At 59.7% G+C, this 12,713-nt stretch carries 13 protein-coding genes and 1 pseudogene; 11 read left to right on the top strand and 3 right to left on the bottom strand.

All coding sequences use genetic code 11. The features are described 5' to 3' along the window. The first annotated feature begins 40 nt into the window (after positions 1-40). The 8 genes from HDG34_RS07795 (at position 41) to HDG34_RS07760 (ending at position 7,952) form a co-directional block, all read left to right on the top strand. The gene (locus tag HDG34_RS07795; RefSeq protein WP_184058943.1) at positions 41-871 is read left to right on the top strand and encodes a hypothetical protein; all 831 of its coding nucleotides are present in this window, start codon (positions 41-43) and stop codon (positions 869-871) included. A gap of 2 nt (positions 872-873) precedes the next feature. Continuing rightward, positions 874-1,140: a hypothetical protein gene (locus tag HDG34_RS07790; protein ID WP_184058941.1), complete on the top strand. Its 267-nt coding sequence runs from the start codon at positions 874-876 to the stop codon at positions 1,138-1,140. A gap of 81 nt (positions 1,141-1,221) precedes the next feature. Beyond that, complete coding sequence (locus HDG34_RS07785) at positions 1,222-1,815, top strand: hypothetical protein (RefSeq protein ID WP_184058939.1); 594 nt, start codon at positions 1,222-1,224, stop codon at positions 1,813-1,815. Positions 1,816-2,003: 188 nt separating this feature from the next. Continuing rightward, on the top strand, positions 2,004-6,212 hold the full coding sequence (locus tag HDG34_RS07780) for a LysM peptidoglycan-binding domain-containing protein (protein WP_221309068.1): 4,209 nt from the start codon (positions 2,004-2,006) through the stop codon (positions 6,210-6,212). Then, a complete protein-coding gene (locus HDG34_RS07775) occupies positions 6,209-6,460 on the top strand; it encodes a hypothetical protein (RefSeq protein WP_184058935.1) in 252 nt (83 codons plus the stop codon). Before HDG34_RS07780 ends, HDG34_RS07775 begins: the two co-directional genes overlap by 4 nt. Positions 6,461-6,500: 40 nt before the next feature. Continuing rightward, the gene (locus HDG34_RS07770; protein WP_184058933.1) at positions 6,501-7,505 is read left to right on the top strand and encodes a polymorphic toxin type 46 domain-containing protein; all 1,005 of its coding nucleotides are present in this window, start codon (positions 6,501-6,503) and stop codon (positions 7,503-7,505) included. Further along, positions 7,409-7,663: a polymorphic toxin type 46 domain-containing protein gene (locus tag HDG34_RS40105; RefSeq protein ID WP_184058931.1), complete on the top strand. Its 255-nt coding sequence runs from the start codon at positions 7,409-7,411 to the stop codon at positions 7,661-7,663. The genes HDG34_RS07770 and HDG34_RS40105 overlap by 97 nt, the downstream gene beginning before the upstream one ends. Positions 7,664-7,676: 13 nt before the next feature. Further along, positions 7,677-7,952 (top strand): immunity protein Tsi6 family protein, encoded by a 276-nt coding sequence (locus tag HDG34_RS07760; RefSeq protein ID WP_184058929.1) that lies wholly within the window; start codon positions 7,677-7,679, stop codon positions 7,950-7,952. Here the strand turns inward: HDG34_RS07760 and HDG34_RS07755 are convergent. Continuing rightward, positions 7,942-8,304, bottom strand: a complete 363-nt coding sequence (locus HDG34_RS07755) for a hypothetical protein (RefSeq protein WP_184058927.1) — start codon at positions 8,302-8,304, stop codon at positions 7,942-7,944. The genes HDG34_RS07760 and HDG34_RS07755 overlap by 11 nt on opposite strands. 290 nt (positions 8,305-8,594) lie before the next feature. Here HDG34_RS07755 and HDG34_RS07750 point away from each other — a divergent pair, with 290 nt between their 5' ends. Beyond that, entirely contained in the window at positions 8,595-9,638 is a 1,044-nt protein-coding gene (locus HDG34_RS07750) for a hypothetical protein (protein ID WP_184058925.1), read from the top strand. On the opposite strand, the gene HDG34_RS07745 is transcribed toward HDG34_RS07750, so the two are convergent. After that, complete coding sequence (locus HDG34_RS07745) at positions 9,635-9,787, bottom strand: hypothetical protein (RefSeq protein WP_184059277.1); 153 nt, start codon at positions 9,785-9,787, stop codon at positions 9,635-9,637. The genes HDG34_RS07750 and HDG34_RS07745 overlap by 4 nt on opposite strands. A gap of 87 nt (positions 9,788-9,874) precedes the next feature. Beyond that, entirely contained in the window at positions 9,875-10,834 is a 960-nt protein-coding gene (locus tag HDG34_RS07740; protein WP_184058923.1) for an MBL fold metallo-hydrolase, read from the bottom strand. A 205-nt stretch (positions 10,835-11,039) separates the two neighbouring features. On the opposite strand from HDG34_RS07740, the pseudogene HDG34_RS07735 reads away from it, so the two are divergent. Then, a pseudogene (locus HDG34_RS07735) lies at positions 11,040-11,787 on the top strand (IclR family transcriptional regulator); the annotation flags it as partial. A 61-nt stretch (positions 11,788-11,848) separates the two neighbouring features. Beyond that, complete coding sequence (locus HDG34_RS07730) at positions 11,849-12,703, top strand: IclR family transcriptional regulator (protein WP_184058919.1); 855 nt, start codon at positions 11,849-11,851, stop codon at positions 12,701-12,703. The last annotated feature ends 10 nt before the right edge of the window (positions 12,704-12,713 follow it).

The following is a 12,713-nucleotide window of genomic DNA, read 5'->3' as shown; positions in this document are numbered from 1 at the left end:
TGACACGACGAAGCTGCGCACGCAGCAGGCCATCGATGGCGTGACTGGTCAGATCCTGCCAGGTGGGCTGGGCGGGGTGGGCAGCGGGTTTGTAGCGTCGCCGTACAGCAGCAATGCTGCGCTGTTCGGCAACGGTTCGCTTGGTCTGCTGGACGGATTGACTGGTTCGGCCGCCCAGGATGCGCTTGCATCGAGCCGGGCGCCTACGGCGTACAGCGCCGCTGCTACGCTCTACGGTCCCAACCTTGGGTTGTCGATGGCGGGTCCATTGGGTCAAGGAACCGGGTTCGGCTACGACAATGGCGCATTCGGCGGAAACCGGATCGCTTCGATGCCGCTGGCAGGTCGTGATGGTGAGGCGCTATTGTCGGCCTGGGACTTCGCGAAAAAGACGGCTCAAGAGGTCGGCCAGTCTTTCGTTGATGCTGGCAAGGGCTTGGTCAATGGTACGAATGCTGGCGTGAACGGCGCATTCGACACGATTCATCTGGGGTTGGCACTGGGTGAAAAATATGGTGTTCTGCCACCCGGCGCGTCCGATGTTCGCGTTCCTCATTTCGAACAATTTGGTGTGAACCCGAACGCGGCGGCCCAGGCTGGTGCGATGCTTGGCTTTGCTGGCGCGTTGCTGCTTGGGCCCGAAGGCGCGGCCCCGGCTGCCACTGTTGGAAGGGGAGCGGAAATCTCCGTCAGCGGCGGCATGGGTGCAATTCGCGAAACGGTTCTCGCGAACGTTGCGGAGAGTCAGGCTGCACGCGCATCTTCCGGATTTGACATTCACCTGGCAAGAGCAGACCAAGCGCCCCAGTACTTTATTCATGACTACAGCAACCAGCTTCGATTGATCGACAAAATCAAACTGAGGAACTGAAAATGAAAATACTTTCCCCGCATATCGACCATGCAGTTCAGATCGCGGTTGCGGCTGGCAACTCGGTCAAAGAGGTCTCGGAAGGATGGTCCAAGGTGAGACAGGTCGTGCACATGACAAGCCGAATGTCCGAGGCAGTGCGCAATGACATACAGAGCCAAATTCCGTCATTGCGGTATTGGTCTTCGGATCGGACACCGCACAATCCGGCCGAGGATGGCTTTATCTGTGAAGAATACCAAGTGGGTTTGTCGTTTCCGCGAGCGTAGGCATTAGCCGGGCCTGCTTTCGGGTACCGCTGGTTTCTCGAAGGTTGTTTCCTCTATCACCAGCTTCAAACTTTGAACTACATGAAAAGCAAAAAGATCTTGGTCGTTACCCTGTTTGCTGTCGCATTCCTGTCCGGTTGTGCCGGGACCGACTTTGTTCGTCCGGAAGCGGGACGGCTGGATGTCGGGAAGTCAACCGCTGCGGATGTCGAGGCGATGATGGGAAAACCATATCAGAACGGTGAGGTCACGAAAAACGGACAGATCATCAAGGTCAAAAAATATGCTTACGCTAACACGGCTGGTGAAGCTGTAAAAAGCGGGGTGACGCCTGCGCGTGCGATGAACTTCTCGCTGTTCAACAACACACTTGTCGGAGACGAGTTCGTCAGTTCATTCAAGTCGGATTCCACGGACTTCGACGAATCGAAGGTGGGTTCAATCGCCAAGGGCCAGACGACGCGGGACGATGTGATCGCGATGTTGGGGAAGCCGAGCGGGCGAGCTATCTATCCTCTGATCAAGAACAAGGATGACGATGCGCTGATCTACAGCTACACGCAAGTTTCCGGATCGGCATTCAGCCTAAAGTTCAATAACAAACAGCTTGTTATTGCTTTCAACGACAAGGGCGTGGTTAGCGATGTGGAGTTCACATCGAACGGCGACAAGTAAAGTATTGCCGATAGTGCCGTCCTCATAACGGTGTTATCGGCCCTTCGCTCTGCGCGCTTGAGTCCCAACTCCTTGGTCTTGCATTCCCTGGGCATCATGGTGCCGTCGCACGATATCGCCGAAATACATGATGTGCCGACCGATGGTGATCGTGTCATCTCAGTCAACTTCATCGCGCAATCGTCGCAGTGGGTTCTCTCACGCTCAAACGCGAGCCGACTGTCATGGTCACGCTGGAGAACGGGGCGCAGATAGAGATGGCTCCGCTCACCACGTACTACTACGATCTGACCGGTAACCTCGTGGGCCTGAAGGATGCGAACGGTCATCTGAGCACCCAGCAGTGGAACTACGGTCTCGCGCAGCCGGCGGTGGCGCAGTCGTGGGATGCGATGGGGTATAGCAAGAACTTCTCGTATGACGCGGTGGGAAATCTGCGCGTGTCGACCGACGAGCTGGGACGACGCACCGATTACACGTACGACAGGGCCAACCAGCTGATCGAGATCGCCCGGCCGGTGTTAGCCAACGGGCAGCGCAGCGTCGACCGCTATGAGTACGACGGTGCGGGTAACCGCATTGCCCACACGGACGCGCTGGGCGGACGCGAACGCATCTACTACGACGCCGACGGTCGTATCGTGAAGACCGTCAGCGCGGCGGGCCGCACGGTGCAGTACGACTACCGCTGGGCGAGCACGATCAGCTCGATCGGCTCGGTCGCGAGCGGTGGATGGGTAAAGACGACGATCGATGCGAACGGCCGCTCGATGGTCGACGAGGTGGATCTGTTCGGCCGGGTGACGAAACATACCGATCTCGGTGGCCACGTGTTCCAGTACACGTACAACTGGGCCGGTCTGCTGACAAAACAGGAAGGCACGAGTGGCCAGCATGTCGAATACAGCTATTACTCGCACGGTCTGGTGCGCTCGATCATGGATTACGGCACGCAGACCCAGTCGCTCTACGAATACGACGGCGACGGCAACCGTACGGCGGAATTTTTCACGGACTTCGGCAACTCGTACGTGTTCGCGCAGTCGCGGGTCGAATACGACGCCCTGAATCGCGTCGTGGCGATCCGTGACAACAGCTACCAGGTCGGTTACGAGTACGATGCGGTCGGCAATCGCCGCCGGATGATGGCGACGTACACGGACATGGTGGGTTATCACGCGACGGAGCAGGAGTACTGGTACGAGTACGACGCGTTGAACCGCTTCACGGTCTCGATGGGATCGCTGTCGGGCACGCGCGCCACCGATCCGGACGACACCAGTGTGCATATCGTGGCGGGCGCGGCCGGCGGCGACGGCGTGCAGCTTGGCTATAACGCGGCCGGCGAGCGGACGATGGCGGTCTATGCCAGGGATGGACGCACGGAGTACTACACGTACGACGCGAACGGCTTGCTGGCGACGCAGACGGTCGACGGCATGGTGATCCGGCAGCGCACCAATGATCTGCTGGGGCGCGTCACGGAGATCATCGAACGGGACAGGAGCAGCGGTCAGATCGTGACGGCGGTGACGCGCGACTGGGACGCCGACAGCCAGTTAATGTCCGAGCATGACAACATCGAAGGTACGACGACGACCTATACGCGCATGGCCGACGGCACGCTCGGGCAGGTCGCCACACGTCCCGACAATGGCAGCGGCGCGACCATGACATCCACCTATTCGTACGAATGGTGGGACAGCGCGAAACAGAGCCAGATCCTGGCGCAGGGGAGCAACCCGGACGCGCCGGGCTGGAGACCGGCATCGAGCTATTTCAACTACGACGTCAACGGCAACCTGAAGGCCACCTACGACGATGGTGGCGGCCAGGCGGGCAGCGCACGCGCGTTCACGTACTACACGGATCTGCGCGGCCAGGTGCAGCGGCGCGACGAACTGGTGGGCGTGACGGTTGGGGATGACGGCACGATCCGGGGCGCGACGGGCGATCGCAAGCACAACTACTACTACCTGAACGGCAACCGGGTGGGCAACCAGGGCAACGACGGGGTCGAGACGGTCGACTACGTGCAGGAGCTGGCCGGCAAGCTCGCGAAGGGCAGCGAGAGTCAGTACAAGGTGTTCACGCCGGTGGGCAGCGCGGACTTCGACGAGAACTTCATGGCGATCAACGGGGTGTATCCGGGCGTGAGCCCGGGTACCTGGACGGTGCGCGATGGGGATACGCTGCAGTCGATCGCGTCGTCGCTGTGGGGGGATGCGACGCTGTGGTACATCCTGGCGGACGCGAACGGGCTGAAGGGCGACGACGTGCTGAAGGCCGGGCAGATGCTGACGGTGCCCAACCAGGTCACGAACGTGCACAATACGGCGACGACGTTCAAGCCGTATGACCCGGGCAAGGCGATCGGCAATACGCAGCCGACCTTGCCTGATCCGCCGCCTCCGCCGAGCAAGGATGGGGGATGTGGTCCGGTGGCGGCGATCATTGCCGTCGTGGTTGCGGCGGTGGCAACGGTGTTCACTGCAGGAGCGGCATCGATGGCGCTGGCCGGAACGCTGTCGAGCTTGACCGTGAGTGGCGCGATGACGGCCGGCGCCGCCGCGCTGGTAGGCGGCGGTGCGGCGATGGGCTTCGGTACTGCGGTAGCGGCGTCTGTGATCGGTGGTGCCGTAGGAGCGGCAGCGGCCCAGGGCGTCATGATCGCGGCTGGCGAGCAGAGCGGCTTCAACTGGAAGGGGGTGGCGATGGGCGCTGTCGGCGCAGCGGTCGGCTCGAGCGTTCTTGGCGTAACCGGAGTTGGCACGGCGGTCGGTAGCGCGTTCGGCGGAAGTGCCGCCAGCCAGTTTGCCGGTGCCGCCGCGCAAGGAGCAATCCGGTCGGTAACTACGCAGGGTCTTGGCGTGCTGACTGGCGCACAGCACAGCTTCGACTGGAAGGGGGTAGCTGCTTCTGCGATCGCGTCGGGAGTCGCGTATGGCGTGGGCGCCGCAGTGCGTAGCGTCGGGGCGGACTTTGGCTTCAATATGCAGTCCGACAGCGGTCGATTTGTGACGGGCGTGAGCGCGGGGGTTGCTGCAGGTGCGGCTAGTACAATCGTGCGCGGTGGGAGCCTTGGGCGCAATGTTGGCGCAATCTCGATGGATGCCGTCGCGAGCACCATTGGCAATCTGGTGGTGAGCCAGGTTCAGGCCGCGTCGGTCGCGAAAACTGCGACGTCCGGTGACGGCAGCATGAGTGCGCTGTACGGTGTCGGTGGCAACTACGATGACCTGGTTCGACAGACGACGCAGCAGAGCTATAACGTCAGCGCTGGCGATCAGTTTGCAGGGACGGCGGGCTGGAGCCTAGCGTTGCAGGGGCCAGCGGCATCGACTGGTGCCGCCAGTGCAGCAGGCGGCTATGTGAGCGGTACGCCGAGTCCGTACGGTGGTGCTGCGTTCAACGCGCAGCAGGCACGCATCGCCCGTATCGCAGAGATGCAGTTGCAGGCGGCGAACCCGGCCGATGTTCGACCGGGATGGGGCGAACTGAACGTTCTGGTTACGGGTGTTGGGTCGCGCGGAGAAGCTGGTGAAATTCGTGCCTTGCCGCTGAGCATGCGCGAGCGGCTGTCTGATCCGAGCGTGGCGGATACGCCGGGCGGTGCCATCCTTGGGTTTGCATATAGTGCCGCTGAAAAGGCTGGCGACGTTGCTGCACTGTTCTCCCAGTTCGGCCTGAATCCGGTCACTGGCGAGATGCGTAGCCCGGGGCAACTTCAGCGGACAAAGGAAGACCTGGTGATTAACGCCGGTACGCTCGGCGTTGGTGCATTCGAAAGTGGAGCGGTAACGCTTGCAAGGCAGCAGGGCCAGGCAATGTTGCGGTCGGCGGGCGAGAGCTTTGGGCCGCAGATTGAAGGTATGTTCGAACGCGCGGCGCCGGGGCTTCGGATGTATGCACTACCCGAGGACATGGCGATCAGTTCACGGGTTGGACCTCCTATCCCACGGCTCGATGTTAGCGACCAATTCTCAATCAATAGATATGGTGGGGGAGTTAGCATTGACTATCTCGACGCAGAATACGGGAGCCATGGGCTGAACGCATACATCGATCAAAGCCAGCGTCTCTCGTTTGAGATTCGTGCTAACGGCGATGTAGCGAAACTCGGCTCTGGCAAAGATATGTTTGCCAGTATGATGCTGAGATTGGATAGAGAAGGAATTGAGGTTAATGGCATTACCGGTACATGGGTATCAGGAACGGACAGTGTCAATGCCGCTGAGTATGCGCGGAACTTGGCTGCAGGGATGAGCAAGGAAAATGCTGCGCTCAATACATGGACTGGCAGGTTAGCGTCGAGTTATGGATATACGTCAGTAATCGTGCCAGATCCAGTCATTTCCAATACTCAATTTGCTTACTTTATGAAGCTTGGTCGATGATGGATGAGCTAATCAAAGGCGTAGTCGCTTCAGATCTCTTTGGAGAGATCTTGTCTTCCAATCCAACGTTTACTTCACGGGATTTATGTCGTTTACTAGTTGATCGCTTCCCGGAAATTGATGGTGCCGCAATCCAACTCATTCGCCGCTGGAAGGGCGTAGGACGAGTAGACGGGATTTCAGATGCGGATTTGAATATTGGAATCGCACACTTCCTCAAGGAAGCCGGGTACTTGAACACGGATTAAATACCGTTTCAAAGATGGGCGCAATGTTGGCGCCATTGCGATGGATGCGATCGCATCGACGATTGGCAATATGGTGGTGGACCGCGTCGCAGCGAGTGACACGACGGCGCTGAGCACGCAGCAGGCGATCGATGGCGTGACCGGTCAGATTCTGCCGGGTGGTCTTGGTGGAGTGGGCATCGGGTTCGTCGCACCCGCATACAGCAGCAATGCGCCGCTGTTCGGTGTGTATGGTGGGCTGGTTGATAACAGTGAGTCGTCATATAGCGCATCGTCGACGCTGTTTGGCCCATCGATGGGGTTGCCGGATCGGCAGCGACCGATCATGCTGGCGGATACGGGCGGCAATCCGGACAATACGTTGCTCGCGTGGGAGTATGCGAAGCAGGCGGCATCGGACAGCGTCAACTTCGTGATGGGTCTGGCCAACACACCAATCCAGTTTGTGAATGGCGGGTTTGAACTGGATCATGTGGCAGTGGGTGGGCTTGAAGCGGTTGGAGTCTTCCCGCCGGGTGCGGCTAGTGGCAAGACGCCTCAGATTCCGTATTTCCAGGCTGAGGATACGTTCGCGGCGCGCTCGGGTAATGCGACGGGATTTGCGTTGAGCATGTTCGGGATGACGGAGCAACTCGCCATGAAGGGGACGGGACTGCTTGATGCGATGTTACCTGGGCAGGCTGTGAGGGACATTACATCTGATGCAACAGCATTGCGGCGTGCTTATCTAAATGACAAGTTTGATCGCACAGGAAATTTGAATCTTGACATTAACATTCGAGGGCGCCAAGAAACGGCAACTAACTTCTTCGTGTCTCAGGGTGTACCGGAAACCAGTATTCCATCGTATATGATGGGTATTGACTTCACTAAATGCGTTGAAATGCAGACCATCGGTACTGGACGGTCATTATGGCAATACCAGACGCCAGGAGCTCCACAAGGTAATTGGTACTCGTTTGTTCGTCCGCTCAGCCGGCCGAGCTTGGCATCAGTCCACTTGGTTTTAATCGGACGACACAAACTGTTGAGCCGAAAATCCTGAACTCCTACAGGACCGCAGAGCCGGTAACTATGCTGCGCAGTACATCGGCGGCCGTAGACGATTTCTGGTCGGTCAAGGGGCAGTCGTACCCGGCCGTTGGTGGGGCACGCCAATTGTTTTCTACGCAGAAACCAGTGTTTGTGCTGGTTCCACGATGATTTGGGGAAAGGTATGACCGCAATAGAAACAGTAGAGAAAGCGTTGGCTCTTGCGAGAGCAAGGTTGAATGCAGCCTCTGGGTTCGAGATATTTGCTTCGACTGTGGCCCAGTTAGAGTATTTGCTGTCCGTTCTGAGAGGGGACGATAAAGATCGCACGCGCCTGAAAAAAATAGTTGTGGGGCACTTTGCTGCACGGGAGTTCGAAGAGAACGATCCTGAGCTGGCAAAAGCATTGCATGCTGCACAAGCGATTGCATATAAAGCAGCAAAGGGGCTTAAGGTTTAGGCAGATTGAGTATCCTCAAGATGGGAGTTGCCGTACCGATCAAAATGGGAATCACCGCGCTCATCAACGGCGGGCGTGCAGCACTCGCGAGCGAAATGCTCGGCGGTGATGCACCGATCTTCAGGTCAGGTGGCTTGCTTGGTTCGCAGATGTGGGCCTCTTTTGCAGGCACAGGAGCGATTAGCGCGGGCGTCAACGCGGAAGCGCAGTACTCCTTGACGGTGGATGTCGATCCCGTTGATGTTGGTGTCTTTCCCCGCATATCGACCTTGCAGTTCAGATCGCGGTTGCGGCTGGCAACTCGGTCAAAGAGATCGCGGAAGGATGGTCCAAGGTGAAACAGGTCGTTCACATGACAAGCCGAATGTCCGCGGCAGTGCGCAATGACATACAAAGCCAAATTCCGTCATTGCGGTATTGGTCTTCGGATCGGACACCGCACAATCCGGCCGAGGATGGCTTTATCTGTGAAGAATACCAAGTGGGTTTGTCGTTTCCGCGAGCGTAGGCATTAGCCGGGCCTGCGTTCGGGTACCGGTGGTTTCTCGAAGGTTGTTTCCTCTATCACCAGCTTCACGGGCAGCAGCTCGCGCAGCCGATCGAGCTTGAATTTGTAATATAAATCAAAGAAAAGGGAGTATCTTGAAGAAAATCCGTGCTGTCGCAATGTTTGCGAGTCTCGTTGTTCTTACCGGGTGTGCTCGCCCGCCGCTCACCCAGTCTGTGGAGCACGATGTTCTGACAACCATGCAACCCGTCGAAGTTCGGGTGGGTATCGCGCAACCAGAGTTGTATGCGGCGTTCGTCCCGTCGACCACGGGCTTGGCTGCGGCCGCGACCTGTGGGGTGATTCCCGGCATTGGCATTCTACTGGCCGCTGCCTGTGGCGGTGCTCTCGGCGCGGTGGACGCAGGTATCAATACTTCGCGTGCTAAGAGCGCTGAGGAAACGATCCATCCTCTAAAGGACCAACTGGTCGAGCTAAATTTCGACCAGCAGATGCGCGAATCGATATTGAATGCGCTTCGAGAAGCGCCGGAGATGCAAGTCGAGCGCGTTGAAGTGACTAAGGATGTAAAGGACCAAGACTATAATGAATTGTTCATCGCCTCGCAGTCAGGCTCTGTGATGTTCGTGACTGTTGACTATCACCTATCGCCTGATTTTTCCACATTTGAGCTTTCGACACGCAGTCTGCTGTTTCCGCGTAGCTCCAAGGCTCGCGCCGCGGCCAAACTGCAGCCAATCGTTCAAGCGACGGCACCCGACAACGGACTAGCGGTTGCCCCGAAGAACTCAGTGTACCGGGCCAGTATCACGTACCGCGCCAAGCTAGTGACCTCTGGCAAAGATTCGACGCAGAACGTCGCGATATGGAATGACAACAATGGCCGTCTGCTGCGAGCAAGCATGCATGATGGTATTGCGCAGATGGGCCGTTTGGTGGCCGAGAGCCTGCAGCGCAAGTATGAGATCAACGGAAACGACACTCAGGTCAAGGACGATAACGGCATTGCCGCGAGTCAAGTATCGATGGGGAACACAGGGTCGCTGCTGCGCTATCCTGATGGGTCCCTGCAATTTAACGCCAACCTTGAGGTAGCGCTGGCGAACTTCGACGTAGTGCGACAAGCGGCGAGTGTATCTGAGGCATCGGCGCAAGCGGCTACTCCCAATGCGGATTAGAGGTCACGGTAGGCGTTGCGCACTTCGTATCCATTGCATTTTCGAAAGAGAAACGGCACGACGCGCCACGCGACCTTCTTGAACACCGAATCGTCACTCGCGACGGGCGCGGCGCAGCCAATAGCGTTGCCATCGAGGCAATGCTGCATGTCGCGCTCCGCGTGCGGAGCGCGCCTTCATGGTCTAAACGGAAGTGAGGAAAGACCGAACGGCCTTTCCTCGAATGCACAGAACGATCAGTTCTGCAGCGCGTCCCACATTTCCTTGTCGCGCTGCGCGGTCCAGATGCGCGGATGGCTGATGCCGCTCGCTTCGTCGTAGGCTCGCGAGACGTCGAACGGCAGGCAATGCTCGTAGATGAAGACGTTGCCGAACTTCGGGTCCATGGACTTGCGCGTGAGCGCCATCGCGCCCTTCAGATCGAGCTTGTCCTTGAATGCGTCACGGCCCGCCTGCAACAGCATGGTGACGAAGTCTTTCGTGTAATCGAGGCCCTTGTTCACTTCCGCCGGCGACAGCAGCGCGGGGCCGCGACCCGGCACCAGCTTCTCCGCGTTCAGGGCGCGCAATGCTTCGAGCGTTGCCGGCCATTGTTCGAGTTGCGCGTCGCCGCAATAGCAGGCCGCGTCGTACTCGACCAGGTCGCCGGAGAACAACACCTTCTGCGACGGCAGCCAGACGACCGTGTCGCCCTTCGTGTGGCCGGAGCCGAGATGCGCGATGCGCACTTCGAGCTTGCCGAGAAAGAGCGTCATTTCCTTTTCGAAAACCAGCGTCGGCCACGTCAGGCCGGGCACCGTTTCGACGCCCGCAAAAAGGCGCGGGAAGCGTTCGATCTCCGACTTCATATCGGCTTCGCCGCGCTCGACGATCATTTCGTAGGTGCCGCGGCTGGCGATCACCTGCTGCGCGCCTTCCTTGAAGTACGCCGACGCGCCCAGCACGCGCACCGCGTGATAGTGCGACAGCACGACGTATTTGATCGGTTTGTCGGTGACGCTGCGGATCTTCGCGATCAGGTCTTGCGCCATGGCCGGCGTGGCGGTGGTGTCGACGATCAGCACGCCGTCGTCGCCGATGATCACGCCCGAGTTAGGGTCGCCTTCGGCCGTGTAGGCATACGCGTTTTCCGACAATTGGGTCCACGTGATCTTCTTCTCTTCCAGATCGGCCTGGGATGCGAAAGCCTTCGCCATGTCTGTCTCCGTCTCACGACTCGTTGGGGGATGACTAATAGTCGTCGTCACGCTGATATTTGTCAATGACAAAATACCTTGTCATTCACTAAGCAAGGGTAAACTCCGTTGGTTGGTCTGCACGGTTCGATCGGATACCATCTAGGCCTTCCACGGGCGACAGCGGACGGGCCGAATCTCCTTCGGGTCAAGGGCGGACAACACGATGGCTGATACGACAAGCGAAAAGAAACAGCGGGGGATTCAGAGCGTCGAGGTTGGCGGACGTCTGCTGCAGGCGCTGGCGCGACAGCGCGAACCGCTCGGGCTGACCGAACTGGCCGGCGAGGCGCAACTGTCGTCGGCGCAGGCGCATACCTATCTCGTGAGCCTGACGCGCCTCGGCCTCGTCAAGCGCGATGCCCTGACCGGCAACTACGAGCCGGGGCCGCTGTCGTTGCGGCTTGGCCTCATGCATATCGAACAGCAGCCGGTCTATCGCATCGCGGCTGCCCACGCGGCGTCGCTCGCGGAGCGGATCGGTCTTAGCGTGGCGATCTGCGTGGCGGGCGTGCAGGGCCCGACCATCGTCCGATACGAGCGCAGCGGTGCGCCGCTGCATGTCAATCTGCACATCGGCACGGTGATGTCGCTCGAAGCGACATCGACGGGCCGCGTATTCTGCGCGTTCTGCGCGCCCGAGCAGGTCGCGCAAATGGCGCGAAGCCAGGCGCATTCGGCGGACCCGACGCCGGCGCGCGGCCGCGCCGCCAAAGGGCCGACTAGCGCGGAGTGGCGCAAACGCTTCGATGAGATCCGCGCGCGCGGCATCGAGCGAGGTATCGATGCGCCGAGTCCGGGCATCAGCAGTCTGAGCGTGCCGGTGTTCGATGGCGATCAACGGATGCAACTCGCGTTGACGGCGATCGGCTCGTCGGGCTCGATCGAAGTCGCGTGGGACGGTGTGGTCGCGCGTCAATTGCTCGAAACTTCCCGACGTATCACCGAAGCGCTGGTCACACCCAGCTGAGAATCATGCAGATCGAAACCCCGGACGCGTCCGACGCGAACACGCCCCAACTCAACGACACGAAAGCTCAGCGCGGAATCAGCGCGCTCGACAACACAGGCGAACTCCTGCTGGCACTCGTTGCCGCCGGCCGTCCGCTGTCGTTGCGCGATCTGGCCGCGGCCGCCGATATGGCCGCCGCCAAGGCGTTTCCGCATCTGGTGAGTCTGCTCAAGGTCGGCTTGCTGAGCCGCGACGACGCCGGTCTTTTCAGTGCGGGACCGCTCGGCATGGAGCTCGGCCTGATCGCATTGCAGCGCATGTCGCCGATTCGCGATGCCGAACCGGAGATCGTCACGCTTGCGGCGGAGTCCGGCATGAGCGTCGCGGTGGCGATTCTTGGACCTTTGGGTCCCACGGTAATCCGTTTCGAAGAATCGGCGAGACCACAACACGTGAGCCTGCGCGTGGGCACCGTGATGTCGCTCGTCAACACGGCGATAGGGCGCGTGTTCGCCGCGCATCTTGCGGACGACGTATTGGTCGGACTGTTGTCGCAGGAATCGATCAGACTCGCGGGCGCGCCGGTTGCGGAAGTGCTCGTGGCGCCGAAAAAGGGCCCGCCGTCGTTGGCCCCGACCTATCTGGCACGTCGTGCGAAGGTTGTCAGCGACGGCATCGATGACGCACTCGATGCGCCGGTGCCGGGCATCGGCGCGTTGGCCGCGCCCGTGTTCGATCATACGGGCAGCGTCAGTCTGGTGGTCGCGGTGATCGGTCCGTCGGGCGGCTTTGATTTCAGCACGCACGGCACGACCGCGCAGAGGCTGCTCGCCACGACACGACGGCTGTCGTGGCGGTTCGGCTGGATCGGGCGCTGAGCCTGGGTCG

The sequence above is a fragment of the Paraburkholderia sp. HC6.4b genome (genome assembly GCF_014200875.1).
Taxonomy (GTDB): Bacteria; Pseudomonadota; Gammaproteobacteria; order Burkholderiales; family Burkholderiaceae; genus Paraburkholderia; species Paraburkholderia tuberum.
The sequence above is the reverse complement of the archived record's forward strand: the minus strand, read 5'-3'. Positions and strand labels throughout refer to the sequence as shown.

Excerpts from the sequence above, each read along its gene's own strand:
- HDG34_RS07775 (WP_184058935.1), top strand. The coding sequence starts at position 6,209 with ATGATGGATGAGCTAATCAAAGGCGTAGTCGCTTCAGATCTCTTTGGA.
- HDG34_RS07760 (WP_184058929.1), top strand. The coding sequence starts at position 7,677 with ATGACCGCAATAGAAACAGTAGAGAAAGCGTTGGCTCTTGCGAGAGCA.
- HDG34_RS07785 (WP_184058939.1), top strand. The coding sequence starts at position 1,222 with ATGAAAAGCAAAAAGATCTTGGTCGTTACCCTGTTTGCTGTCGCATTC.
- HDG34_RS07745 (WP_184059277.1), bottom strand. The coding sequence starts at position 9,787 with ATGCAGCATTGCCTCGATGGCAACGCTATTGGCTGCGCCGCGCCCGTC.
- HDG34_RS07770 (WP_184058933.1), top strand. The coding sequence starts at position 6,501 with ATGGATGCGATCGCATCGACGATTGGCAATATGGTGGTGGACCGCGTC.
- HDG34_RS07740 (WP_184058923.1), bottom strand. The coding sequence starts at position 10,834 with ATGGCGAAGGCTTTCGCATCCCAGGCCGATCTGGAAGAGAAGAAGATC.
- HDG34_RS07730 (WP_184058919.1), top strand. The coding sequence starts at position 11,849 with ATGCAGATCGAAACCCCGGACGCGTCCGACGCGAACACGCCCCAACTC.
- HDG34_RS07790 (WP_184058941.1), top strand. The coding sequence starts at position 874 with ATGAAAATACTTTCCCCGCATATCGACCATGCAGTTCAGATCGCGGTT.